The organism is Psychromonas ingrahamii 37 (assembly GCF_000015285.1).
Lineage (GTDB): Bacteria > Pseudomonadota > Gammaproteobacteria > Enterobacterales > Psychromonadaceae > Psychromonas > Psychromonas ingrahamii.
In genome coordinates, this window is record NC_008709.1 from 4115358 (window position 1) to 4140183 (window position 24826).

General features: G+C 42.0%; 19 protein-coding genes, 3 tRNA genes and 1 riboswitch. Of the genes, 11 read left to right on the forward strand and 11 right to left on the reverse strand.

What is annotated here, in order from left to right; all coding sequences use genetic code 11:
* Nucleotides 1-40: 40 nt before the first annotated feature.
* The 8 genes from PING_RS17180 to orn form a co-directional block, all read right to left on the reverse strand.
* Nucleotides 41-1201, reverse strand: a complete 1161-nt coding sequence (locus PING_RS17180) for an ABC transporter substrate binding protein (protein ID WP_011771570.1) — start codon at nucleotides 1199-1201, stop codon at nucleotides 41-43.
* A gap of 84 nt (nucleotides 1202-1285) precedes the next feature.
* Nucleotides 1286-2878 carry a hypothetical protein gene (locus PING_RS17185; protein ID WP_011771571.1) on the reverse strand — a complete coding sequence of 531 codons (1593 nt, stop codon included), beginning with the start codon at nucleotides 2876-2878 and terminating at the stop codon, nucleotides 1286-1288.
* A gap of 1 nt (nucleotide 2879) precedes the next feature.
* Nucleotides 2880-4586 carry an MFS transporter gene (locus PING_RS17190; protein ID WP_011771572.1) on the reverse strand — a complete coding sequence of 569 codons (1707 nt, stop codon included), beginning with the start codon at nucleotides 4584-4586 and terminating at the stop codon, nucleotides 2880-2882.
* The gene (gene dapF / locus PING_RS17195; protein WP_011771573.1) at nucleotides 4587-5735 is read right to left on the reverse strand and encodes a diaminopimelate epimerase; all 1149 of its coding nucleotides are present in this window, start codon (nucleotides 5733-5735) and stop codon (nucleotides 4587-4589) included. It lies immediately after the preceding gene.
* 1416 nt (nucleotides 5736-7151) lie between these two features.
* Nucleotides 7152-7227, reverse strand: a tRNA-Gly gene (locus PING_RS17200).
* Between the two features lie 33 nt (nucleotides 7228-7260).
* A tRNA-Gly gene (locus PING_RS17205) sits at nucleotides 7261-7336 on the reverse strand.
* Nucleotides 7337-7379: 43 nt separating this feature from the next.
* Nucleotides 7380-7455: transfer RNA gene (locus tag PING_RS17210), tRNA-Gly, on the reverse strand.
* 179 nt (nucleotides 7456-7634) lie between these two features.
* The gene (gene orn / locus PING_RS17215; RefSeq protein ID WP_041766661.1) at nucleotides 7635-8180 is read right to left on the reverse strand and encodes an oligoribonuclease; all 546 of its coding nucleotides are present in this window, start codon (nucleotides 8178-8180) and stop codon (nucleotides 7635-7637) included.
* A gap of 90 nt (nucleotides 8181-8270) precedes the next feature.
* Between orn and rsgA the strand changes: the two genes are divergently transcribed.
* The 11 genes from rsgA (at nucleotide 8271) to PING_RS17270 (ending at nucleotide 20520) form a co-directional block, all read left to right on the forward strand.
* A complete protein-coding gene (gene rsgA / locus PING_RS17220; protein ID WP_011771575.1) occupies nucleotides 8271-9314 on the forward strand; it encodes a small ribosomal subunit biogenesis GTPase RsgA in 1044 nt (347 codons plus the stop codon).
* Nucleotides 9315-9380: 66 nt separating this feature from the next.
* Nucleotides 9381-10241, forward strand: a complete 861-nt coding sequence (gene asd / locus PING_RS17225; protein ID WP_011771576.1) for an archaetidylserine decarboxylase — start codon at nucleotides 9381-9383, stop codon at nucleotides 10239-10241.
* A gap of 15 nt (nucleotides 10242-10256) precedes the next feature.
* Nucleotides 10257-11792 carry a threonine ammonia-lyase, biosynthetic gene (ilvA, locus tag PING_RS17230; RefSeq protein ID WP_011771577.1) on the forward strand — a complete coding sequence of 512 codons (1536 nt, stop codon included), beginning with the start codon at nucleotides 10257-10259 and terminating at the stop codon, nucleotides 11790-11792.
* Between the two features lie 13 nt (nucleotides 11793-11805).
* On the forward strand, nucleotides 11806-12870 hold the full coding sequence (locus PING_RS17235; RefSeq protein WP_011771578.1) for a potassium channel family protein: 1065 nt from the start codon (nucleotides 11806-11808) through the stop codon (nucleotides 12868-12870).
* Between the two features lie 132 nt (nucleotides 12871-13002).
* Nucleotides 13003-13173: riboswitch (cobalamin riboswitch) on the forward strand.
* 203 nt (nucleotides 13174-13376) lie between these two features.
* Nucleotides 13377-15218, forward strand: coding sequence for a TonB-dependent receptor plug domain-containing protein (locus PING_RS17240; protein ID WP_011771579.1), 1842 nt, complete (start codon nucleotides 13377-13379; stop codon nucleotides 15216-15218).
* Between the two features lie 24 nt (nucleotides 15219-15242).
* Complete coding sequence (locus PING_RS17245) at nucleotides 15243-16250, forward strand: ABC transporter substrate-binding protein (RefSeq protein ID WP_011771580.1); 1008 nt, start codon at nucleotides 15243-15245, stop codon at nucleotides 16248-16250.
* Nucleotides 16240-17277 (forward strand): FecCD family ABC transporter permease, encoded by a 1038-nt coding sequence (locus tag PING_RS17250; RefSeq protein ID WP_011771581.1) that lies wholly within the window; start codon nucleotides 16240-16242, stop codon nucleotides 17275-17277. The genes PING_RS17245 and PING_RS17250 overlap by 11 nt, the downstream gene beginning before the upstream one ends.
* A 13-nt stretch (nucleotides 17278-17290) precedes the next feature.
* Nucleotides 17291-18112, forward strand: coding sequence for an ABC transporter ATP-binding protein (locus PING_RS17255; protein ID WP_011771582.1), 822 nt, complete (start codon nucleotides 17291-17293; stop codon nucleotides 18110-18112).
* A 141-nt stretch (nucleotides 18113-18253) separates the two neighbouring features.
* Nucleotides 18254-19252: a MotA/TolQ/ExbB proton channel family protein gene (locus PING_RS17260; protein ID WP_011771583.1), complete on the forward strand. Its 999-nt coding sequence runs from the start codon at nucleotides 18254-18256 to the stop codon at nucleotides 19250-19252.
* On the forward strand, nucleotides 19249-19653 hold the full coding sequence (locus tag PING_RS17265; RefSeq protein ID WP_011771584.1) for an ExbD/TolR family protein: 405 nt from the start codon (nucleotides 19249-19251) through the stop codon (nucleotides 19651-19653). The genes PING_RS17260 and PING_RS17265 overlap by 4 nt, the downstream gene beginning before the upstream one ends.
* 15 nt (nucleotides 19654-19668) lie before the next feature.
* Entirely contained in the window at nucleotides 19669-20520 is an 852-nt protein-coding gene (locus tag PING_RS17270) for an energy transducer TonB (RefSeq protein WP_011771585.1), read from the forward strand.
* A gap of 232 nt (nucleotides 20521-20752) precedes the next feature.
* On the opposite strand, the gene PING_RS17275 is transcribed toward PING_RS17270, so the two are convergent.
* The 3 genes from PING_RS17275 to PING_RS17285 form a co-directional block, all read right to left on the reverse strand.
* Nucleotides 20753-21520, reverse strand: coding sequence for a SapC family protein (locus PING_RS17275; RefSeq protein ID WP_011771586.1), 768 nt, complete (start codon nucleotides 21518-21520; stop codon nucleotides 20753-20755).
* 927 nt (nucleotides 21521-22447) lie between these two features.
* Complete coding sequence (locus PING_RS17280; RefSeq protein ID WP_011771587.1) at nucleotides 22448-23491, reverse strand: NADP-dependent oxidoreductase; 1044 nt, start codon at nucleotides 23489-23491, stop codon at nucleotides 22448-22450.
* Nucleotides 23492-23603: 112 nt separating this feature from the next.
* A complete protein-coding gene (locus PING_RS17285) occupies nucleotides 23604-24761 on the reverse strand; it encodes an iron-containing alcohol dehydrogenase (protein WP_011771588.1) in 1158 nt (385 codons plus the stop codon).
* Between the last annotated feature and the right edge of the window lie 65 nt (nucleotides 24762-24826).

The window sequence follows — 24826 nt, forward strand, 5'->3', positions numbered from 1 at the left end:
ACTCCTGCCTGCCACTAGTATTAATCGCAGATTATTTATATTATTGGCTGCTCTGGATTTCGTGGTAGATCTCATCAGCTGCCCCAAGCAGAAGAAGCGGAGGATTAAAACCGATGATTTTTGCTGTTTTTAGATTCACTGCCACTTTTGGAGGTTCCTCAAAAAGTTGAATCAATTGCCCAGGTTTCGCACCATTGAAGACTTTAGCAATTGTGAGAGCATGAAAATCACCCAGATAACGAAATGCTGCGCGCGACAGGCTCAATAAAAATCCATATTTAACTTCCTCGGCACCAGACTGAGAGAATGTTGGTATCCGGTGCTTATTGGCAATCTCTACTAGTTTTGGAATACTATTATAAGTCACTCCTCCTTGATTGGTAACATATATTGCTTCAGCACTCTTAGCAAGAAGCTCAAAGCAAGAGATCACGCTGGCTTCAGCTATCGCCTTTTCGCTGATATCACTCTGCGTATAACAGGGAATAATGTCAAAGCCACGTTCCTTAGACAGTATTTCAATCGAATCAATCGCAGCATAACTACGGCCGCTAGCGCTGTTTTCGAAAGCGACCCCCAAATTTTTAAATCCTACTAACTCATGGAAGAGTTTTACCTGACGAGCAAACCGATCTAAATCAACAGCCGCATGTAAGTGGCTATAGCCTGAATCTTCGACACTTTTTATAATCCCAGCAGCTAGCGGATCACTGGCAGACAAAACCAACGTGGGGGTTGTATGACGATCATTTGCCAAATCTTTACCCGCCCAAGTTCCCATGGCTATCATCAGATCAATATCCGGCTTATTCTTGAGTCGATCAATCACTGCTGCAGCACTTTGCTTACGGAGCTCTTCATCCCAACCAGCTGAATAGTATGCATCCGGAACAAACTCGATATAATCACTCTTAATCTGTGTTGACAACCATTTCCAGAGAAGGTCTGTACGTTCTCCTGGTTGCTCTGGAATAGTTTGCAGCTCAATCCAGCCTAGTTTCATTAACCCCTTTATAGTGGCGGTAAACTCCTTCTGGTAATCGGTATACTCCCCCCCCTCGTAATAGCCAACACGCCAATGCTTCCCATCATTTAATACAGGGGTGGTGCTAAAAGAAGACTTATCTTCTGCCTCCGCTATGCTGGTGAAACTTATAAGAGCACAAATAAAAATGTAGAGAACGTTTCGAATACAATACATGGTAATTCCGCCTATGGTTATGATCTATTAATACTTTGTTATACGAGTAGAGCCTTTCTAATTATCTAAGTACTCAACCTTAGATCAGACAGTTACTACGTTGCCAGCAAAATAACTTCCTAGTTGATCTGCCAACCGGGCATACCAATCCTCAGACATTACTTGATCTGGAGCTGCATCAGCGACAGTTTCTACCAAAGATGCTTTATGTGCGTCATGTACGGTCATCTCAACAATGTTACTGATATGGTCATTAAGCGACATCTCTGACGCTATCATTTCTAATGGGCCAGCTGGATGTAAGGCACCATGCTCCCATCTGCGCATAACTGTCTGCATACCTGACAAATATTTATCCGTAGGTATTCCCTGAATATATGGGATCAACGACATATGACTGCCATGCTCTTCGATAGACTTTACGAGCCCCTGCTGAATAACTGGCAGATAATCGGCTTGATAATAACCACCCGCGCAAGTTACACCTCGAGCAAAAGCCAATACTAAGAAACAAGTAAAGGTAGACGGTATCAACCTTTTAGTCTCCAAGCTATCTATCAGGTTGTTTGCTGTCAACTCTACCTTGTGCTCCACTCCTGACTCGCTGATCCCTATTAAACATAGTAGATCAGAGCTTTTATCCAAAACAAGCGGGACTCTTCGCCCTGCATCATCTATCCACCAAAAGAGAAAACTCCCTGTAGATTTAGTAGGATTAATCCGTAAAGAATCCGCAGACAAGATACGGCTTTCAAGCCCTTCGGATTGCCAACAACCTCGCGCATCATCTAGGTTAGCAAGCAGTATTTTTAGAAAGTCCACATCTAGCATTAACAGCGATGCCATAGAGGTCTCCGATTTAAGATCACGCACCAATAAGATACGAACAATCTCTTCTTGCTCCAGATATAATAACTGCGATGTATCACTATTGTGAAACAGCCGCTTCCAGAGCAGGCTGTTGATCACAACGGCTTGCTCTGAGTAGGAAGAAAGGCCCAATACTCTCGGGCTGGAATATTCATCTTCCAACACCGACATTAACGCCTTGCCAGTCGCAGCTGAGATTAAATGATCACCCACCATTTTACGAGTGGACTTTTCCGCTCGTTCAACAGCTCCTTTCTCAAAAGGTCCTGTCAACGAGACAGTCTCGTTTTGTCGACGTTTTGGAAATAGGGGCAAGCGGATAGGGATTCCAGCCCGCTTAAACTCAGTTATATCATAACACAACATCCCACGCGGATAAGTCATATTGTTCAATGGAATAGCGCCACAGGCCAGTACTGGCACTGTCTTAGCTTTCTGGCCATTGGGCAGTTTGCGCTGGCTGAACAGCAGCGTTCCCTGCACCGATTGGGCAAAGTAGTCAACACCATGGTGGTTAGCCGTCAATACCACTGGGCTCTGTTTCAGCTCCTCCCGCGCCATTGCGGCGACTTTTTCACCTAGCAGCGGTGCGGCATATTCATAAACAACATCAGCCAGATCATCGGCTGACTGGTAGCGCTCGCTTGCGGTTTCAGTCACCACATCAAGATATTCGCTCAGCAGCAGTTCTCCGTACAATTCTAATGTTTTGTCTACAACCGGCAGGCGCTTTCTAATCTCAGCCATATAGTGATCGATCAAAGAGTCCTTTTCCGTGGAACAGTCATCTGTCTTAAGTGTATTCATACTACGAAGTTCCTTCCTGTATTTTTTTTAGTTGATCGGCATCACTACGTGTCAACCAGATAAAAATAAGGGACATAACAATGTATGCCAGCCCTAGATAAGTGATGCCAATACTCACATCCTCAAATAGAAACAGCCAGGCGAAAATGATCGGCCCAAGCATTTGGCCGATACGGCTGGAGGCACGAAATATACCCATTGCCTTGCCTTCACCGAGCTCTTGAGTGATATCGAGTTTCAGCAGAAATACGCTCTGCGCTGAGAGTACCAGACAGTTGGACAACCCCAACAAAAAAATGGCAATGGTTGTCGCCAGCAGCCCGTCCCAGATACTAAAAGTAAGGAATGCGCTAGCCCCCAGCAAGCTACCAATCAGCACCAGCTGTTGTTTATTTTCGGTCGCATCTATTAGCCGCCCAACCCTTGGCGCAAGCACAGCGATGCAGATACCAAACAGCATCAGCACCTGACCTATAGTGGATTCCGAGATACCTTGCCGATTAAGATAGACCGGACTGAAATAGTTAAGAAAACCAACCACGGCAATAGACGCTGGCATGCTGCTGAAAAAGATGGCAGCCAGCACCCGCTTGTCGAGCAAGAAACGGCGCAAGACTGACTTACCCACATGTTGCAGCGGCACGCTTTTAGTTTTGCTTGGCGTTTTGGCGGGATACCCCAAAATCAGCAGACTATATACGACTACTGAGGTAATAATCACCGCACCGCTGAGGAATACCACCTCGTAGCCGAACTGCTCAGCCATCACCGCACCAGTGGCAGCACCACAAAGACTGCCAGCATAGAGACCGGCAGCCAAATGAGACATTCCCTGAGCCTTAGTGGATTTATCCGTATTACGAATAACGAAGCCGTGAGAAGATAGTTGTACCAAGCCGTAACCAAGACCAACCAGCCCTCGGGAAAGGATGAAATGCAGGGCATCGGGAGCCATCCAGGAATACAGCGCACCGAGCGTTGCCAGTGCCAGTCCCGCATAGAAAGGCTCCTGCCAGCCGCGCCGGTCAAACCAGACACCCGCCAGCAGAATCGCCACACCAACACAAAAAAATTCAACAGAAATGGGCAGCCCCATCATTATATTTTGTGATAGCCCAAAGAAATCTTGTTCCATTTTACCCATATACAGCGGAATAAAAGCCATCGACAGATCGATTCCGAACAGAAAGACAAAGATCGCCGGCCGCATCAGCCGGTAGTCTACAGCTTCTTTTTTCAGCTCAGTCGTCTTGGCCCGGGCAGTGAGTCTGGAGAGCAATACAAAGGAGACTTCGATACAAATCAGTGCAGCAATCAAGATTGCCGTAACCCCAGCAGCCAGCAACTCTGGTAAAGCACCAGGTGTGGCGTTGGTATTGTAAATCGGGTCTATATATAACCAAAGGAAAGTCAGTAGCGCGGTGCCCAGCACCATACTTATGCCCGCAGCAGGCATTCGTTCCAGCCAAAACCGAGCTGCCGGGTGATACAGATTAAACATGGTCAGAACCAGACCACCTGCCAACAGCGACCATAACACCGCCTGCAGTTCTGCCGTCTTAGCCATACTCTGTTTAAGATAAATCAGCTCTTCTGAGAAAGCAGATCCCATACTGAGCAATAAATAGGCAATCATCAGACTTAGAGGTAACATTACCAATGCAGTAGTAGTGACCGGACGTATTGAGATGGAACGATTAATAACCATTTAAACCGCTAGTTTCCGGTCTTCAGTAACTATCTCATCATGGTCCTTATTTAATAATTCTGGCAAGCTGTTCTTTTTTCGTGGAAAACGGTACACAGCATCGAATAACATAACCGGATCAGAGCTGATCTGCCACCCGTCAGAATTCTGTTTAATACAAATTTTAGCTTTCTTATCATGCCAACAACACCGATGGGGTAATACATCAACTTCTGAGATATTCAGCTTGTGCATTTGACTATAGATATAGGCTACCGCTAATGCACCGGTCCCACAAGCCAGGGTTTCTCTATTGATGCCCCGTTCAAAACAACGGTTTTCTATCACCCCGGAGGCAAGACGACGGGCAAAATTAACATTGATACCCGCGGGGAAGATATGCCGCATATGATTGTTCATATAATTGCCGATATGCTCTACCAGCCAGGATCCGAAGCTTTCGCGACGCTCCACGCCCTGGTTGGAACCTGCAAAAATATAGTCCGCCTGCTCCGGTGCTGAAAAGTCACTATCGGGGAATATCACCAGATGGGGTTCACCGGTAAACACCAGCAATGCTCTGATACGTAACTCGTTATCGGTTGTGTAAGCCTTCAGATCATCAGCGCGAAACTTAACGACCAGTTCCTGCATCTCATGAATGGCCGGATCAACCAACGCTGCATACTCCCCGTTCACCAATTCCGGTGGCGTTAAACGCGGATGCCCGAGATTAACCCAACTGCCAACTCGATTCTGATCTGTACCGATTTTGATAACCTTAGGTGTTGCCAGAGGGATCTCGGTCATTATGGAAGCGCTGCTTATACCATGTTTGTCCAATAAATAACTGGCGATACACATCAGACCGTTACCGCAGCACAGCGCTTCTTCCCCCGACGGTTCAAACATTCGAAACACAAATTCAGCCTGTTCTTCCTGTGGAGGTTGTATCCAGTAGTCCCGGCTACGATTAATCGATTGCAGTGACAATTCATTACAACGCTGAATAATCAGCAAATTATCACAACCTACACCGAAACTGATGTTGGTCGCCTGGAATGCGAAACGGGACATATCATCCTCGCTGAGCAAACTCTGCTCGGTCTCATCGACAATAACAAAACTATTGCCACAGGATGTATATTTAACGAAAGGAATAAATTGCATATATAGTTGGTATCCAGTTTCTTATTCTGCAGTTTGAGTACAATTTTAAAATTGCTTTTATTTTGCTTCCGGCAGCAGTATTTTAGGAAAAATATCTCATCCCCCCATTTTCAGATCGGCCTGCATCAAATTCTTTCACCTATAGGTACAACTGAGAAGCAATGCACAATTTTCTAATAAATTACTAAAAGTAATGAAGAGTCCAAATAATCAATTAAAACATAACATTAAGATTGTTCTTTTTTTAACCTAAACAGATAGCGCTAATTTAACACAATCACGAAGAATTATCTCTTATAAAAGAAGACACACCCCATCAAAATTACATAAAAAAGCCAGCAATAACAAAGCATTATAAATTATAAGTAAATAAAAAGTCTTAATTAATGATCGGGTGTTTATAAAGAGAGTGATAAAAAATAAATGTTTATTACGGCAGAGCTACGATAAGTGTTTTTTGCCGGGTTTAAAATAATCCACTCACTTAGCTAATCGCTAATCAGTGAAATATATTGTTAATAACCAGTGTCAATTGAGTGGCCGCGATAATTTATTTCCCTGATTCTCGGTTGCATAATAATATTATGCCTGCCATGTCATCTCCGTTTAAACCTGTAATTAGCAAGTGATTAAGGTTGATTTATATACATCGGATTACTATAAAAAAAAGCTCATGGGGCCAGTTTATATAATCAAGGTTATGCGCTTGCAATTGAACTGAAAAAATAGATATAAATGACAAACACAGAAATATTACTGATTGAAGTTTTATTTTTTGGGGGAGTGGAACAGGAAAGTAATTTGGAGCGCTACATGAGACTAAAAAATATTTCATGACCCCGGCGATTATTGGTAAAGGTAGTACTCTACCAACTGAACTAAAAACAGCTATAAATAACAAATATTACTGAGTGAATTTTTAAATTTGGTAAGTTTAAAACAGGCAAAAGAAGTGAATTTGGAGCGCTACACGAAACTAAAAAACACATCATGACCCTGGCTATTAGTGGTCAAGGTCGTGCTCTAGCAACTGAACTATAAATAGCTACTTACAGAAAATATAGAAATATTACGGGCTGAATTTTTACGTTTTGGGGGATTGGAACGATAAAGGTAAGTGGATTTGGAGCGGTACACGAGACTAAAAAACAGCTCATGACCCCGGCTCTTATTGGTCAAGGTTGCGCTCTACCAACTGAGTTATAACTAGCTATAAATATAGAAATATTACTAACTGGAATTTTATTTTTGGGGAGCTTAAAACAAGAAAGGCAGTGAATTTGGAGCGGTACACGAGACTAAAAGAATCTCATGACCCCGGCTATTCTTGGTCAAGGTCGTGCTATGGCAATTGAACTAAAAAACATAAAGGTTAAACGCAGGAAATTTTGGAAGTTCGAAACCGGAAAAGTAATTTGGAGCGGTACACGAGACTCGAACTCGTGACCCCGACCTTGGCAAGGTCGTGCTCTACCAACTGAGCTAGTACCGCATCAAATATTACTTTTACTTCTTAAAAAGAAGTTGGAGCGGTACACGAGACTCGAACTCGTGACCCCGACCTTGGCAAGGTCGTGCTCTACCAACTGAGCTAGTACCGCATCACATTTTAATAAGCATTAATTTTTCTTATTAAAGAAAAATTGGAGCGGTACACGAGACTCGAACTCGTGACCCCGACCTTGGCAAGGTCGTGCTCTACCAACTGAGCTAGTACCGCATCACATCTTATTTCCATAACAAATTATTAGGCATGTTGGAAGATACCTGTTTGTTATGAGGTGCGCATTATAATTAGGGAGTAGATGAATGCAAGCTTTTTCTGCTGATTTTTCATTGACTAGTGCTTGTCTGCTGAGTTTTTGAGCAGACATTATCCATCTGCTCCAAAAAACAGATTTAAAACTTAAAGAAATGTTTTTGGTAATGCTGTAATTCAGAAATTGATTCTTTAATATCTTGAAGCGCAGTGTGAGCGCCGGTTTTTTTATGCTGATTAACCATTTCCGGTGCCCAACGGTTGCCCAGTTCCTTAATAGTACTGACATCAATATTACGGTAATGAAAATAAGCCTCTAACGCTGGCATCTGACGTACTAAAAAACGGCGATCTTGGCCGATACTATTACCGCATAACGGTGCGGCGCCTGCGGGTACCCACTCTTTCAAAAAATCGAGGGTTGCTTGTTCGGCATTCGCGCAACTAATCTGACTGGCCTTCACACGATCTGTTAAACCTGACTTACCGTGCTGCGTTGTGCACCATTCATCCATCGCATCAAGTGCTTGATTACTTTGATGAATAACAAATTCAGGTCCTTGTGCAAGGATATTTAAATCACTGTCCGTCACGATAGTGGCGATTTCGATTATTTTATCCGTATCTGGATTTAAACCGGTCATCTCCAAATCAATCCATACCAGGTTATTTTTATTCATCGTTATTCTGATCCTTTTCGCTACAAGAGAGCCGCATTTCTAAATTAATATAGTATGATACGGTATTAACACAATGAGTGATAGCTAAGGAAACCTGTGACCAAGAAGAAACGACTCAGTAAAAATCAAGCACGCCGCGTTCAAACTAATCAGAAAAAACGTTTAACTAAAGATAATATCGAACAGTGGAACGAGTCTGAACTTGGCCCGCAACTCGAAGGCATAGTGATCAGTCGTTTTGGACAGCATGCAGATGTTGAAGACGAGCATGGCAAAATCGAACGTTGTAATTTGCGCCGCGGCGTAAAATCGCTGGTAACGGGAGATCGGGTTGTATGGCGTGCAGGTAATCAGGCTTATCATGGTATCAGTGGCGTGATTGAAGCGGTACATCCGCGTACAACAGTACTGACACGTCCTGATTATTATGATGGTATAAAACCTATCGCGGCCAATATTGACCATATTATTATCGTCAGCTCCATTGCCCCTGAGTTTTCTCGTAATATTATTGATCGCTACCTGATTGCCTGTGAAGATATCGGCATTACGCCCATTATCGTTTTAAATAAAAGTGATTTATTGAATGAGCAATCAGCAAAGTCAATCGATCAGGAATTACAAAGTTACCGGGATATCGGTTATCAGGTTTTATATAGTTCGATGCACGGCGACGGCTTAGTAGGGCTAAAAAGTGCAATGAAAGATAAAATTAATATTTTTGTCGGTCAGTCAGGTGTGGGTAAAACATCCTTAGTCAATCTGTTATTACCTGAAATTGAAGCCGCGACAGCTGAAATTTCGGAAAACTCTGGATTAGGTAAACATACCACGACCACGGCACGTCTTTATCATTTCCCCGATGGAGGTGATCTTATTGACAGCCCGGGCATTCGTGAGTTTTCATTATGGCATCTGGAGCCTGAACGCATTGCGACTGGATTCATCGAATTTCGTCCTTTTTTAGGACAATGCCGTTTCCGGGATTGTAAACATCAGATAGATCCCGGTTGTGCACTGGTTAAGGCCGTTGCCGAGGGGCAAATAGATAATGCTCGCTACCGTAGCTTTTTACGCATTTTAGAGACCATGGATGATGCAAAAAATGCGCGCCATCGTCCACCCAACACCTATGATTAACAACGCCTTTACGGTGTACAAAATTTAGGTACAATTTTCGGCATAAATTAACAAAATGAGAAGAACATGATTGACCAACTTAAAATTATTGGGCAATACCTGCTGCCAAAAAAGCTATTATCGCGTCTATTAGGTAAATTAGCCGCCGCTGAAGCAGGTAAATTAACCACTTTTTTAATCAAAAAATTCATTAACAAATTTAATGTTGATATGAGTGAAGCAAAATATTCAGACCCTGAGTATTTTAAAACTTTTAACGACTTTTTCACCCGTGAATTAAAACCGGAGGCGCGGCAAATTATCGCAGGTGAAGATAACCTTGCTCATCCTGTGGATGGTGCTGTTAGCCAAATGGGCGATATTAAAGAAGGTCGACTTTTTCAAGCTAAGGGTCATGATTTTAGCCTGCGAGAACTGTTAGGCGGGCGAGATGATGTTGCTGCGCCCTTTGATAAGGGTTTGTTTTCTACGATTTACTTAGCGCCTAAAGATTATCACCGTATTCATATGCCGATCACAGGTAAACTTGAACAGATGATTTTTATTCCCGGCGACCTCTTCTCAGTCAATCCATTAACCGCACAAAATGTCCCGAATTTATTTGCCCGCAATGAGCGTGCTGTGGCCATTTTTTCAACAGCAGTAGGCCCTGTGGCAATGGTCTTAGTGGGTGCCACGATAGTGGCCAGCATCGAAACCGTTTGGGCCGGAACACTAACGGCTAATGCTGACAAAGAAATCCAATATTGGGATTACAAAAATCAAGATATTACCCTTGAAAAAGGCGCTGAAATGGGCCGCTTTAAATTGGGCAGTACCGTGGTGGCTTTATTCCCTAAAGAGAGCATTCATTTTGCAGAAAATCTTCAAGCGGGCTCAGTAACACGCTTAGGTGAGCTATTTGCAAGTAAAGTTGAACATAAATAAAGGGTTGATAGCGCAATGACAGAATTATCCGCAGCACAATACTTAAAAAAAATCTTACTTGCTCCTGTTTATGAAGCAGCCATAGAAACACCCTTACAACCGTTAACTAAGTTATCAGAGCGCTTTAATAATCAAATTTTATTAAAGCGTGAAGATCAGCAACCCGTGCATTCCTTTAAATTACGCGGTGCCTATAATAGATTATCGAATTTAACTGACGAGCAAAAAAGCTGCGGTGTGATTGCTGCCTCGGCAGGTAACCATGCCCAAGGTGTTGCGCTCTCAGCACAACGCATGGGGATGAAAGCAACGATAGTTATGCCCTGCACCACACCCGAGATAAAAGTCAGTGCAGTGCGGGCATTCGGTGCCGAGGTGGTGTTATTTGGTGATGCTTTTGATGCTGCCAGCAAGCACTCTAAAGAACTGGCTGAATTACATAATTACACCTCAATTCCTCCTTTTGATGATCCCGATGTTATTGCCGGACAAGGTACTGTTGGCAAAGAGTTATTACAGCAAAATGCCCACCTCGATAAAATTTTTGTCCCCGTCGGTGGCGGTGGATTGATTGCTGGTATTGCCGTTTATGTTAAACAGCTTTTACCCAATATTAAGGTGATTGGCGTTGAGCCTGACAATGCAGCTTGTTTAAAAGCCGCGTTGGAGCATGGTAGCCCGATAACCTTAGATAAAGTTGGATTATTTGCCGACGGTGTTGCCGTTAAGACCATTGGCAGTGAAACATTTCGTTTGTGTCAGCAATATGTTGATGAAGTGATCACCGTTAGCAGTGATGAAATCTGCACCGCAGTAAAAGATATCTTTGAAGAGACGCGCGCAATTTCGGAGCCTTCCGGGGCATTATCATTGGCAGGTTTAAAAAAATATTGTCAAGTACACGAAATTAAAAATCAAAACCTTGCCGCCATTTTAAGTGGAGCCAACCTCAACTTCCATTCCCTGCGTTATATCTCCGAGCGTTGCGAATTAGGTGAGCAGAAAGAGAGCGTGCTGGCTGTCACTATCCCTGAAAAACAGGGCGCTTTTTTAGCCTTTTGTAATCAGCTCGACGGGCGTGCTATTACCGAGTTTAATTATCGTTTAAATTCGCGTAAAAACGCAAATATTTTTGTTGGCGTACGCACCCCGCAAGGTGTTGATGAACTTTTAGCGTTGACCGAAAAACTGCACAAATCAGGTTATTCTGTTGCCGATTTAAGCAATGATGAAATGGCCAAACTGCATGTCCGTTATATGGTTGGTGGCGCACCCGTCAGTGCTATAAAAGAGCGTTTATACAGTTTTGAATTTCCTGAACAGCCTAATGCGCTGATTAAGTTTTTAAATATGCTTGGCACTCACGCTAATATAACGCTATTTCATTACCGCAATCACGGCGCGGCTTATGGACAGGTTCTTGCCGGTTTTGAACTCGACGAAGGGGTTGATGCATTCAGTGAACATTTAGATGCACTGGGTTACAACTATAAAGATGAAACAGAGAACCAGGCTTATCGTTTCTTTTTATCCCATGCGAATGATCACTAAGAGTTAGTTGATAATGCTTCCCCTCAGGCGGATTAAAAAGCTGTTTCGTGTTCTGGCACATCGATTAACTTGGCCTACCATGTTTCTGCTTGTGCTGGCGCAGACAATGACTGTTTATCTGTTATTTATATTTGCCGGGGAAAGTGCATTAACCCGGCATCCTATGGACTTTATTTATTATAATATGGTGGTGGTTTCCACGGTGGGTTTTGGCGATTTCAGCCCGACGAGCGAAATGGGAAAAGCCATTGTTGCCTTTGTGCAAATTCCATCGGGACTGATCGTTTTCGCCTCTTTTATCGGAAAAACCACGCAATTATTTATAAATTTAGCGAGAAAAAACATGAACGGTACGAGTAATTTTTATCATTATAATAATCATATTTTATTATTAGGTTGGGACACTTCTTCAACAGAGCAGATAGTGCAGTTGATTCTTGGTGATAAAAAACGCCAAAAACGCCAAATATTATTATGCGTTACCGAGCAGATAAACAATCCGTTTCCAGATAATGATGAGGTTTCTTTTGTGCGTTTACGTAGTTTTTCCGATAACGAAGAACTTAATCGTATCGCGTTAAGTAATGCAGAACGTATTATCATTGATGGTAAATCCGATGATGAAACCTTATCTATTGCACTTTGTATCTCCACCTATACCAACTCCGATGCCAACATATCTGCGCATTTTTTTGATAAGACTAAAGCCGACTTATTAAAGGTTCACTGCCCGCAAATTGAATGCAGTATTGATAGCAGCGCACAAATGATGGTGCGCAGTATGCAGGATCCGGGATCAAGCCAAGTCACCAAGCACTTACTTTCAACCTTAACAGGTGCGACACTGTATTGTGTGCAGACACCTGAACTGAAAAAACCGATTCAGTTCGAGCTGCTCTTTAGCCGATTTAAAAGTAACCATGCGATGATGGTCATTGCCTTCAGCCATTTTAAAAATGGTGATGCAATGATCTTAAATCCATCTCCACAGACCCTTATCAATAGTGGCGATTTTTTACACTACATCGCTAATGAACGTATTCTTGTTGACGAAATAAACTGGAATGACTTCTCTTAAATTCATTTAACAGCAATTTATCAATTTTTATCCTTATCCTTATCAGGATTTTAACTGATTGATTTTATAAAAATTCAATGTACTCCTCCCGTTTAGAGACGGGTGGTTTATTGACAGTCGTTTATATTTACCTATAATCGCCTGTCTTTATGTTTATCGCTTTATTAATACGATAATTAAATGGGAAGCATGTTTTAGCAGCTTTAAAAATTGCTAAAAATGAGCATGCACTGCCCCCGCAACTGTGCCCGTTTTTAAATCTAAAAATGGTAGTCAGATACCAGCATAAAGAGCGTCACTGTCCATTAAGCGGGTCGGCTATTGGAACGTAAAAAGCCCCAAAAAACTGAAAATAATTTTCCAGTTGGCTGAAGGTTTTCGTAATGGTGGCGAGCCAAAGAAAGTCTTTGATGCTCAGCGTATTATATAAAAGGCCACCACCTTACTGTAAAACCCCGAACAACAGACTTTCTTCTTATTTAATATAAAAATAACAAGGAAGAAACATGCCACGCTTATATTACACCCCGATTGCCTTTGCCTTAACGACACTGTTCAGCGCAACAAGTATTGCAGCAGCCCCCCCCATTTCAGAACAAGATACACGGGATGATATTGTCATTTCTGCCAGTCGCGTAGAAACTAAACGTATTGAAAGCGGCAGCTCAGTAACAGTGCTTGATGAACAATATATAAAAGAAAATCAAGCGCGCACTGTGGCTGAACTTTTACAGGATGTGCCTGGCGTGAGTGTTGCCAGTAACGGTGGTTTAGGGCAAGCGACCTCGGTATTTATCCGCGGAGCTAATTCCAATCAAACCTTAGTGATTATTGACGGTATTGAAGTCAATAACTTAGGGAACTTTGAAGGGGGTTATGATTTTGCATACCTGATGGCAGATAATATTGAACGTATAGAAGTCTTAAAAGGCTCGCAAAGCGCACTTTGGGGCAGCGATGCTATGGGTGGCGTGATTAATATCATCACTAAAAAAGGCAAAGCAGGATTCCATCCAACGGCTAGTATCGAGGTTGGGGGAAATAACTATCATAAAGAAAATGTCACTCTTAGCGCCGCACAGGGTAACAGCCATTATTCGCTATCAGCCAGTAACATGAAAACCGACGGTATTAGTGCAACTGATACCGATCCAGATGACGATGGTTACAAAAATCAGAGTGTCAGCCTAAAAGCCGGCCATCAATTTACCGATATTTTCTCAATGGATACAGTGCTACGTTACAACGATGCAGAAACAGAATATGATTCAGGCTATACCACAAATAGTCAACGTCAGGCAAAATTAAGCAGCCATCTTAACCTGTTAAATAATCAATGGAAAAATCGTCTTTCAGTCGCTTTTTCTGATTCAAACACCGAAGATTTTTCCAGCTGGGGCGACAGTAAATATGAAGGGAAAAAAATAAAAACTGATCTGCAGAGTGATTATTATATTAGTGCTATTAATGGATACACACAGCGCATCTCATTCCTTGCCGAGCACGAAAGTGATAAATATCAAAGTTTGTCAATGACTCAAGACGAGCGTATCGAAGCATCGGGAGTTGTTTTAGGCTATGGCGTTGACTGGGCAAAAACAATTTTTGTTAACGTAGCTGTTCGTAGTGACTTTAATAATAAATTTGATGATACCACCACCTACCATATTGATACCTCAGTCTGGGTAAATGATGGTACACGTTTACATGCCAGCCATGGTACCGGTCTCAAAAACCCCAATTTAGGACAGTTATATGGTGAGAATGCTAGCTGGGGTTATGTTGGAAATGCTGATCTAAAACCAGAGAAAAGCCGCAGTTGGGATGCGGGTGTAGAGTATAACTTTGTGGGTACAGATGCTTATATCGATCTTACCTATTTTGACTCACTTTATACCGATATGCATACATGGTCTGGTAGTTTCCCTAATTCCACGTATATCAATCTTAATAATAAAGCCACTGCACGCGGTATTGAATTTACGGGTAAAGTAAAAGTGAGCAATAAATTACGTGTCAATACAGGATATACCTATATGGAGACGAATGACGGTAACGGCAATGAACTGGCTCGTCGACCAAAACATGCAGCCAGTATCAATGCCAATTACAAATACACGCCTGAATTAAGTGCCAATATTGGTGCTCGTTATGTTGGTAAACGCCTGGACAGTGATGATTCAACACTCTCTAGCTATACGGTTGTCAATATCAGCACTGCATACCAGATTCAGGAACATATCACCCTTTCTGCCCGTATTGAAAATGCGCTTGATAAAGACTATCAAGAAGTTTCAGGTTTTAACACTGATCCGCTTACAGCTTATATCGGCTTTAGCTTTAAGTAAAAAAAAGCACTAACGGGAGGGTAAATGAATAATCTAAAACTGATCGTTTTCACCCTTCTTTTAGTGTTTTTTATTACTCTGATCCACTTTCAAAAAGGGCAAATATTTGCCCTTTTTGACCAAGGTTTGGGTAACTTTACCACCCAAATAGAAGGACAGGATTTCCCCAAAACATTAATAGATACCACGGGCATTAAATTTATTTTAAAAAAAACACCCGTGCGCATTATCTCAGCCACCTTGGCGACCGATCATATGCTCTCAGGTTTAATTAATCCGCAACGTTTAGTGGCAGTGAGCAGTTATGTTGATACTCCCAGTATGTCCAATATTGTGGGTTTTTTTGATAAAAGTATTTACCGTACACAAGGAGAGATTGAATCTATGCTCGTGCTACAGCCTGATTTAGTGTTTGTCGCTTCCTACAGCAACCCCGAAACAGTGCGTTACCTCCTGCGCAGCGGCATTGCCATTGTGCGTCTCAGTGAATTTAATTCTTTTGCCGATATTTTTAATAATATTCGCATTATCGCCAATGTCACCGATACAAAGGCAGCGGGTGAAACCATGATTGTCGATCTTCAAAAACGCATCGCATTTATTAAAATGCAGGTGAAAGATAAAAAACCACCGCGCGTATTATATTACGATCTAAACGGTTACAGCGTCGGCGGCAACTCTTTAATGGATGAGGCCATTCAACTTTCTGGCGGCATTAATGTAACCAACGACGTCCTTGCTGACGGTGAAAATAAAATCAGCGAAGAGCTGGCTATTTCATTACAACCCGATGTGATTGTCATGAACCAATGGATTTTTAATCAGGCAGAGGGGCAAGTCTCCCCACGCACTATTTTAAAAAATAAAAAAGCCTGGGCAGATGTACCCGCCGTGAAAAACAATCACATTTATGCCGTTCCCGGTACCTGGCTCAGAAGTGTTTCCCAGCACCGGATCAAAGGTGTTGAAGCAATAGCTCAACTGCTGCATCCAGCAATAGAAAGTTACCCTGAGAAAATCAATGTTCACTAATTTAACCACCATCCGCTTAGTATTATTACTGTTAATGCTGCTGGTTATCGCTCTGACTGTCTTAGGGGTGTTACAAGGCCCTGCTGATATTTCATTAAGTCATATTGGTACTATCTTCAAACAGGCTCTGTTTACTGCGCCAGGCAGTGATATTGCCAACTGGCAGCACAGCGTTATTATGGATATTCGTTTACCGCGCGTTATTATTGCCCTGTTTGCCGGTGCAAGTTTAGCGTTATGCGGACTGGTCATGCAGGGAATGTTCCGTAATCCTCTGGCCTCCCCTTCCGTATTAGGTGTTTCATCGGGTGCCTCATTAGGCGCTGTGATCGCTATTTATCTTGGTTTTTCCCTTATTTCCGCCTGGGCCATTCCACTGTTTGCTTTTATTGGTGCCGGAGTCTCGTTAAGCATTGTTTACCGCGTGGCCTCCAGCAGAGGACAAACGAATATCGCTACCCTGCTGCTTTCAGGCGTTGCCATCAGCGCACTTAATGTCGCCGCCACCTCATTATTACTGGCTTTATCCCTGAGTAATTGGGATGTCGCACGAATGATTATTTATTGGACCATGGGCGGACTTGATGGGCGCACCTGGGATCATGTGCTTATTATTCTGCCGATTGTCCTGAGCGGATTTGTATTACTGCTATTTTATAGCAAACAATTAGATCTATTATTGTTAGGTGAGCAGCATGCTCTCTCGGTCGGTGTTGATGTACGCAAAACGCGCCTCAATCTTTTAATTATCAGCAGCGCGATGGTGGGAGCATCGGTTTCAGTGGTCGGCGGAATCGGCTTTATCGGCTTGGTTGTACCGCATATTTTACGTTTATTATTAGGCCCCGCACACCGTTATCTGTTACCCGCCTGTTTATTTGGCGGAGCAATTACGCTGCTTGGCGCAGATCTGTTTTTAAACAGTTTTTTTAGTGAGCAGGCTATTCCACTGGGTGTGGTGACGGCTGCGTTAGGAGCACCTTTCTTTCTATTTCTTTTAATCAAACAACGTTTTGTTTTAAGTTAGTGGAGCCTTATTTATGTCGCCTTTAAGTTGTACCAAGCTCGCTTTCTCCTATGATAAAAAACCGTTATTAACGGATATTAATTTAGACTTTAAAACCGGCCAATTTGTTGGCCTGATCGGTGCCAATGGCTCGGGTAAAAGTACCCTGTTGCAACTGCTGTTAGGCTTGATAAAACAACAATCGGGTAGCGTCAACCTTAATGGTGTGAATATTCATGCGCAAAAGCGTCGCGATATCGCCAAACAATTAGCCTTTGTGCCACAATCTATTGAACTGCCCTATGCTTTTACTGTACAGGCTCTGGTTGCGATGGGACGAAACCCCTACCTTGGGCCCTTTGAGTTAGAAACGGCGGAAGATACCAGAATTATTCAGGAGGCGATGCTGAAAACCGATATAATCCACCTTAAAACGCGCTCGGTAACCACCTTATCGGGTGGCGAAAAGCAGCGGGTTATTATCGCCCGCGCACTGGCTCAGCAGGCCGCGACTATTTTGCTTGATGAGCCGATCGCAAGCTTAGATATTTGCCACCAAATAGAAACCCTGCAGTTAATACAATCGCTAACGCAATCGGGAAAGTTAGCCATCACGGCACTTCATGACCTTAACCTTGCAGCAAGTTATTGTGATCGTTTAATATTGCTCGGGGAGACTGAGTTCAATCATGGCGCAGGAAAGGCTAATTCAGGGCGAACTATTATTGCAGATGGCACCCCGGAACAGGTGCTTAACCAGAAAAATCTAAGCACATACTTTTCCATTAATGCTGATATAATTAAAATCAACAATAAAATCAGTTTGGCAAATATTAGTCCGGTTAAAAAAGACTAGGATAACGATTCAAAAAAATTAACTAACGTCCGACGACAATTCGGATTCGCTCGTCTTTCAGTCGAGTTTAAAATAGGACCTGTGTGAACGTTTTTTCTGTAACGCATTAGCTTTAATAATAGAAATAGGAATAAATAAAGTATGGCAATAGACAACATAACCATGATCACTGCCAATTTCTCTGTTGTGGTGCAGCAAATCAATGAAGCGATGCCGTTATGGTTTCAACAGGGTGGCCTAATAATGTGGTTGTTACTGTTAACTTCATTTTTAACCACTGTTGTCACTCTGGAGCGTTGTTTTGTTTGGCTCCATTACTACTTTAAGAAAGAACACTTGCCACTGCTCGATTGTTTTGCCTATTTAAATAAAAAAGAAAAAACCAAGGCACTGCTCGCATGCCAGCGTTTAGATACACCCGCTTTAAATATGTTGGCATTTGGTATCAACGCCCTGCCATTTTCGCCCAATGAAAAAATGGAATCCTACGCAGAACGGAAAATCCACAATATGTCCCGCGGGCAAACTTTACTCGATACCGTGATAACCCTTGCCCCAATGCTTGGCATCTTAGGCACAGTATTGGGTATTATTCACTCTTTTAATATTCTCGGTGTACAGGGAGTCAACAACCCCACTGAGGTCGTTGCAGGTATCGCACAGGCTTTAGTGTCAACTGCGATGGGTTTATCGGTTGCGCTATTGGCATTATTACCCTTTAATCTATTTCGCGCACTACTGCAAAGACTGACACTGCATTTGGAAGGTGTGGGCAGTGAATTTTATCATATTTGCCATCAGCAGCGCCTTATCTCCAATGAGCTCAGTGAAATTATGAAAACGCAAGAGTTGAGTCGTACTAACAAGGATAACGAAGAAGTGTTTAAGTACACAGTGCAGAAAGACAGTGAAATGCCTTATCATTACGAGTTTAAAGAGGGGTCAGATGAAGTGAAGGTTAATCTTCATGAGGAAATGAAAGAGCTGCATAAAACCTCGCAGGAATCACTGGCCGAGATGTACACCAGCCCCATTAGTAAAAAGAAAGAGTATTTCAGCATTGATGAGCTTAAATTACAAAAGCAGAAAGAGACTGCTCGGCAGGTACAAAAAGAGTCTTTCAGGAATAAAACGCGATGAAATTAAGCAAGAAAAATTTTCAACAGCCTGCCCGATTTGAGTTGTTACCCCTGCTTGATGTGATTTTTTTATTACTGATTTTTTTTGTTTTTGTTATGCTTAAAATGACTATGCAAAGTAGTATTAATATTGAATTACCGCAGTTAGTTGATAGCCAGCAACAAACTGAGGAGCTGTTAGTTATTAGTATAAACAGCAAAAATCAACTTTTTATTAATGAGGAAGTAACCACTGAAGAGCTTATGTTGGCGCAAGTTATTAACTTGCAAAAAGACAATAAATTACCCATATTAATACGTGGTGACAAAAAATCCGATTTAGGTGTCGCCTTATCAATTTTGGATAAACTACGCTTGTCCGGATTCCATCATGTTGCTTTTGCAACCGACAAAGACCAATGAAAGTGACGGTGGTGCATGAAAATAATTAGCTCTTATTTCCCTTTTCTTATTATCAGCCTTGTTTTCTATGGTTTTATTTTTCTTTATCTTGATCAACCCAAGCGCATTACAACACTGCCGCTAAATTCCGGCGAGCAATCGGTTCAAGTCCAGTTTATTTCCCAACCTAACAAAGGACAGAATCCAGCAGAAGATAAACTAGCAGCACCAACCGAGCAGAAAATAGTAGAGGCGAAATCCTACGTTACAGAAGAAGAAGTCGTAGAAAGAGCAAAAGTTAAGTCAAAAAAAGTAATAAAATACAGTGCAAAAAGCTTAATACTTTCTGAATCAGAAATTAAATTAAGAAAGCAGGCATTGCTGGAAAGCTTTGCAACAGCCGGTACCGATAATGTGGCGAAGTTAAAAGCAGAGATTTTTCTCGAGCAACTTGCAACGGAGAAAATATTAACCAACGAAACAGAGCAACTGAGCAAAACAAAAGACCAAGCCTCTTCACCACAAACGAGCAACGGTCCAGCAAAGAAGGCGGTTATAAAAAAATCCCCCTCAGAAAACAGCTCATCACTGGCCAGTAGCACAAAAAATCAAGGCGTATTGCAGGAAGCCATTGTCGTTTCCGGTCGCAAACCTGTCTACCCGCAACGCGCCATTTTGCGTAACCAGCAAGGCCGAGTAGTCATAAAATTAACCATCACCAAAAAAGGTCTGCCCAAAAACCCTAAAATACTAACTTCTAGCGGATTCCCCCTTTTGGATGATGCGGTGCTGGCTTTTGTTGACCAGGAATTATTTATGCCCGCGCTGCAAGGCGAAGATCAAGTGATGTCAGAGCAACTTTTCGCTTTTCGTTTTGAGCTTAATTAGTCCATAACAATCACAGTCGGGTTATTGAGACTTCGAAGTAAGGTCAAAATATTTTCAATATCCGCAACAACGATCAAATATCAATCAATCCTCCCCATTAACCATGATCATTTACCAGCTATATGGCATCTAATTTTAAATATTTTTTATATGTTGTCATTCTATTTACCCCGTTAAGTTCATTAACTCTTAACTGGGGCGTATGAACCATGTCAGCTGACTCTGTAGCTGTTTATTCAATTGCTTCTAGTTCTTTTACTTCTTCACTGGCATTTTCTTCTTGTTTAGGAAGACGCTCTAACACTTTATTAAAGTTGCGCATTGAGTGTAAATGCAGATAAATCAATTCAAGACCATCATTTTTCATCAATGTTGACAATGCTTCTTGAGAAAGAGCTTTCAATTTTTCACGGTTAATCACTTTGAACCCGGTTAAGGAGCGTTCTTCACCCGACGACAAAGTAAACTTAGCACCCATATCTTCAAATAAATCAAGTTCATTTAATGCCTGACAAAATAATTGTGTGCGTTTATAGTGAGTTTGATAGTCTTGTAAAAAATCGAGCACCTTACCCAAGTATTCAGTCTGTTCTCCATCAGCGTCAAATAAACGCTCACCAAGCCCTTCTTGATTACAACCGTCATAATTTTCATCAAGACATAAGGTCAATGTTTTTCCATCGTCAGTACTGGCAAATACAAACGGATAGCGACGAATAAACGCAGGTACGTAATTAGCTTTCCACGATCCCTCTTGATCGACATAAAGATTTTCATCTTCACGTACACCCATAATAACCACAGGTAATAACTCATCACCGCTACCTGCAAACACAATTGAGTATTCTTCAAACGCCTTGGAAAATTCCACTGCCATTAAAGGCACAGAATTCACTTTTTTGGCATAATTATAATTATTACCCGCTTTAATAGACCAATCGATATGACGTTTGTTATTTAATGCCTCTACTTGCCCATAAATCAATAATTGTGTTGCCATTGACATTTCTCCTTGTTTAATTTTATTACGAATTAAGTATTCGCAACACTACTTATAAATATTCACTCTGTTATCAAGCCGCTGCTATCCATGCCGTTCTGGTCTGACCGCTATTTATGAAAGACCAAAAGGTATTTAGCATCCTGTCATTGAGCAATATCCCATAAGTCCATCTGACTGTCCGCAGGTTAAATCAAAGACCAGACAGTGATGAGCCCGCTAACGATCAGCAAATGTCCCTGTCTGGCAATTTTATTGTTTATTGTTGAGGTTACTGAATTTAAATCCATAGGCTACAACTTCCTTGTATAACGACCACACAAAAAAACGTTCTTATGCGTTGAAGTACAGTCCCTGTTTTGTAAGTCATATTATTCGACTGACTTAACTGCTAACACCTGCTGAAAAAGACTCTCCATCTTGTCGCTTGTTTATTAATAATGATTAATCATTATTTGTTAAGTATTAAGTAAACCCTGTACTCACAAAAAAGCATGAATTTAACAATAGAGCAATATAAAAAAGTTTAATTATCACTAATCAGTCAACAGGCAGGACAGTTTAAGAAAAAACAATAGAGATTACATGGCCTGGCATTGCGAAAATAAGCCACTATAAAGGGGAAAAATCGGTAGGTTTTATTGTATTCAATAAATATTATATTGGATTTTATAAAGAATGAAGTATTACAATATACTGATTAAACTAATATTTTTATATGAAAAGGCAAAATATAGCTCCTTGCCAACACATTTAAAGAAGCCATTAATATGCAGTATTGACGGCATAGGACAAAGATAAACCACTTAAAGAGAGATTTTTTAATCTCAGGGAGCTTTAGTGGATCAATAAAAAAACCGCTTAGCAGTAACTTAAGCGGTTTTTTTATTTATGGTATTTAATTTACAATATAAATTAAATTATCGTTTACTGTAAATTATCAGGTCCAACACGCACGATAAGCTTACCAAAGTTTTCACCCTGCAGCAGCCCGATAAAAGCAGATGGTGCATTTTCTAAACCATCGACAATCTGCTCTTTATATTTAATTTTTCCGTCACTTAACCATTCCCCCATCGCTTCACTAAACTCATTATAGCGATCACCATAATCATCAAAAACAATAAATCCCTGGGCTTTAATGCGTTTAACTAACAAAGTACCCATCAGCATAGAAAGTCTATCGGGGCCCTCAGGAAGCTCTGTGGCGTTATATTGTGAGATTAAACCACAGACAGGAATACGTGCTTTAGTGTTTAATAATGGAAAAACGGCATCAAAAACCTTACCGCCAACACTTTCAAAGTAGACATCGATACCGTTATCGCAGGCCTTGCTTAATTGCTCTGCTAAATTTTCCGATTTATGATCCAGACAAAAATCAAACCCCAACTGCTCAACTGCGTACCTGCATTTTTCTGCACCGCCCGCAATCCCGACCACTTTACAGCCTTTTAATTTAGCTATTTGTCCAACTAAACTACCGACTGCGCCGGTTGCTGCGGCAACCACTACGGTTTCACCGGCCTGTGGTTGACCAATATCGAGTAAGCCCATATAAGCGGTTAAACCAGGCATTCCTAACACACCCAGCGCATAGGAGTGGTGTGCCAGGCTGGCATCGATTTTAAGCAGACTCTGACCGTCAGAGACCGCATAATCTTGCCATCCGGCAAAGGCGACAACCCAATCCCCCACTACAAAATCAGGATTATGTGACTGTTCAATACGGCATACTGCTCCACCAACCAGAGGCTCTCCCAATTCCACCGCCGGCGCATAGGATTTAGCATCACTCATACGACCACGCATATAAGGATCTAAAGAAAGATAGACGCTGCGTAATAAAACCTCACCTTCTTTAATTGCCGGGACAGCTGTTTCAACCAGATTAAAATCAGCGCGGACGGGCGCGCCAACCGGACGCGATGCTAATAAAAATTGGCGATTGACTTGTTTAGTTTGACTCATAAATAATTCCAATCTGTGCTAGGAGGGCTTTCCACTTTGACTGGGGAAGCTTTCAGCCATCACTGCGCTGAAAGCTTCCCCAGCTAAAGTATCAAGAAAGGGAAAGTGGTTATTAACTTGCTTGTTCTAATATTTGGCGACTGATTGCAAGGGTAATTTCTTTCGTTTCACCTAGCTCCACCATGCCATGACCTTCCAGATTAGCCATTAGAATATCAATATCTGCGGCGCCTAATTCAATATCTGACAAGCGGATAGGCATCGCCATTTTCTGGAAAAAATCTTCCGTCAAGGCGATAGCTTGATCAATTCTCTGATCTTCACTGCCCTGGGTAATATGCCAAACACGCTCTGCATATTGCAGCAGTTTTTCATGTTTCGCTGTCCGGCGCACTTTCATTACTGCAGGTAAAACAATCGACAGAGTACGCGCATGATCAATTTCGTAAGCGCCCGTCAGCTCATGACCTATCATATGGGTAGCCCAATCCTGCGGTACACCGGCACCAATCAGACCATTTAATGCCATAGTGGCAGACCACATAATATTAGCGCGGACGTCAAGATTATCTTTGGTTTCCGGCTGCAGCGCTTTAGGCCCTTCTTCAATTAAGGTTTGTAATAGACCTTCAGCAAAACGGTCTTGTACTTTTCCACTAACACTATAGGTAAGGTACTGCTCCATAGTATGGATAAAAGCATCCACCACACCGTTACTGATTTGTCGATCCGATAACGACAGAGTAACCGCAGGATCTAACACTGCAAATTGTGGCCGCACCGCAGCACTTGAGAAGGGTAATTTATTGCCGTCACGTGTTACCACAGCATTAGTATTTGTCTCAGAACCGGTTGCCGGTAAGGTCAGCACAACACCAATCGGTAAGGCACTTTCTATCGGCTGTTGTTTAGCCAGAATATCCCAAGGATCATCACCCGCATAAAGCGCTGCTGCCGCAATAAATTTACAACCGTCAGCCACAGAACCGCCACCAACAGCCATTATATAATCGATATCATGCTCTTTAATGACGGCCTGCGCTTTCATTAAAGTATCGTACTTTGGATTAGGCTCAATGCCTGAAAATTCAAACCAAGTATGATCTTTTAACGCATTGACCACCTGATCATAAACGCCATTATTTTTTATGGAACCACCGCCATAAACAACTAATACTTTGGCATCCTTTGGGATCTCGGTAGAGAGTTTATCGATTTGACCTTCACCAAAATGAATACGTGTCTGATTTTGAAAACTGAAATTTAACATATGACTTCCTACTGTTTATTGGCAATATGAGCCACTTAATTAAGGGGCTCATATTTAAATTGCTC

Coding starts and splice junctions, on each gene's coding strand:
- PING_RS17180 (WP_011771570.1), bottom strand. CDS start 1,201: ATGTATTGTATTCGAAACGTTCTCTACATTTTTATTTGTGCTCTTATA.
- PING_RS17185 (WP_011771571.1), bottom strand. CDS start 2,878: ATGAATACACTTAAGACAGATGACTGTTCCACGGAAAAGGACTCTTTG.
- PING_RS17190 (WP_011771572.1), bottom strand. CDS start 4,586: ATGGTTATTAATCGTTCCATCTCAATACGTCCGGTCACTACTACTGCA.
- dapF (WP_011771573.1), bottom strand. CDS start 5,735: ATGCAATTTATTCCTTTCGTTAAATATACATCCTGTGGCAATAGTTTT.
- asd (WP_011771576.1), top strand. CDS start 9,381: ATGATTGACCAACTTAAAATTATTGGGCAATACCTGCTGCCAAAAAAG.
- ilvA (WP_011771577.1), top strand. CDS start 10,257: ATGACAGAATTATCCGCAGCACAATACTTAAAAAAAATCTTACTTGCT.
- PING_RS17235 (WP_011771578.1), top strand. CDS start 11,806: ATGCTTCCCCTCAGGCGGATTAAAAAGCTGTTTCGTGTTCTGGCACAT.
- PING_RS17240 (WP_011771579.1), top strand. CDS start 13,377: ATGCCACGCTTATATTACACCCCGATTGCCTTTGCCTTAACGACACTG.
- PING_RS17245 (WP_011771580.1), top strand. CDS start 15,243: ATGAATAATCTAAAACTGATCGTTTTCACCCTTCTTTTAGTGTTTTTT.
- PING_RS17250 (WP_011771581.1), top strand. CDS start 16,240: ATGTTCACTAATTTAACCACCATCCGCTTAGTATTATTACTGTTAATG.
- PING_RS17255 (WP_011771582.1), top strand. CDS start 17,291: ATGTCGCCTTTAAGTTGTACCAAGCTCGCTTTCTCCTATGATAAAAAA.
- PING_RS17260 (WP_011771583.1), top strand. CDS start 18,254: ATGGCAATAGACAACATAACCATGATCACTGCCAATTTCTCTGTTGTG.
- PING_RS17265 (WP_011771584.1), top strand. CDS start 19,249: ATGAAATTAAGCAAGAAAAATTTTCAACAGCCTGCCCGATTTGAGTTG.
- PING_RS17270 (WP_011771585.1), top strand. CDS start 19,669: ATGAAAATAATTAGCTCTTATTTCCCTTTTCTTATTATCAGCCTTGTT.
- PING_RS17275 (WP_011771586.1), bottom strand. CDS start 21,520: ATGGCAACACAATTATTGATTTATGGGCAAGTAGAGGCATTAAATAAC.
- PING_RS17280 (WP_011771587.1), bottom strand. CDS start 23,491: ATGAGTCAAACTAAACAAGTCAATCGCCAATTTTTATTAGCATCGCGT.
- PING_RS17285 (WP_011771588.1), bottom strand. CDS start 24,761: ATGTTAAATTTCAGTTTTCAAAATCAGACACGTATTCATTTTGGTGAA.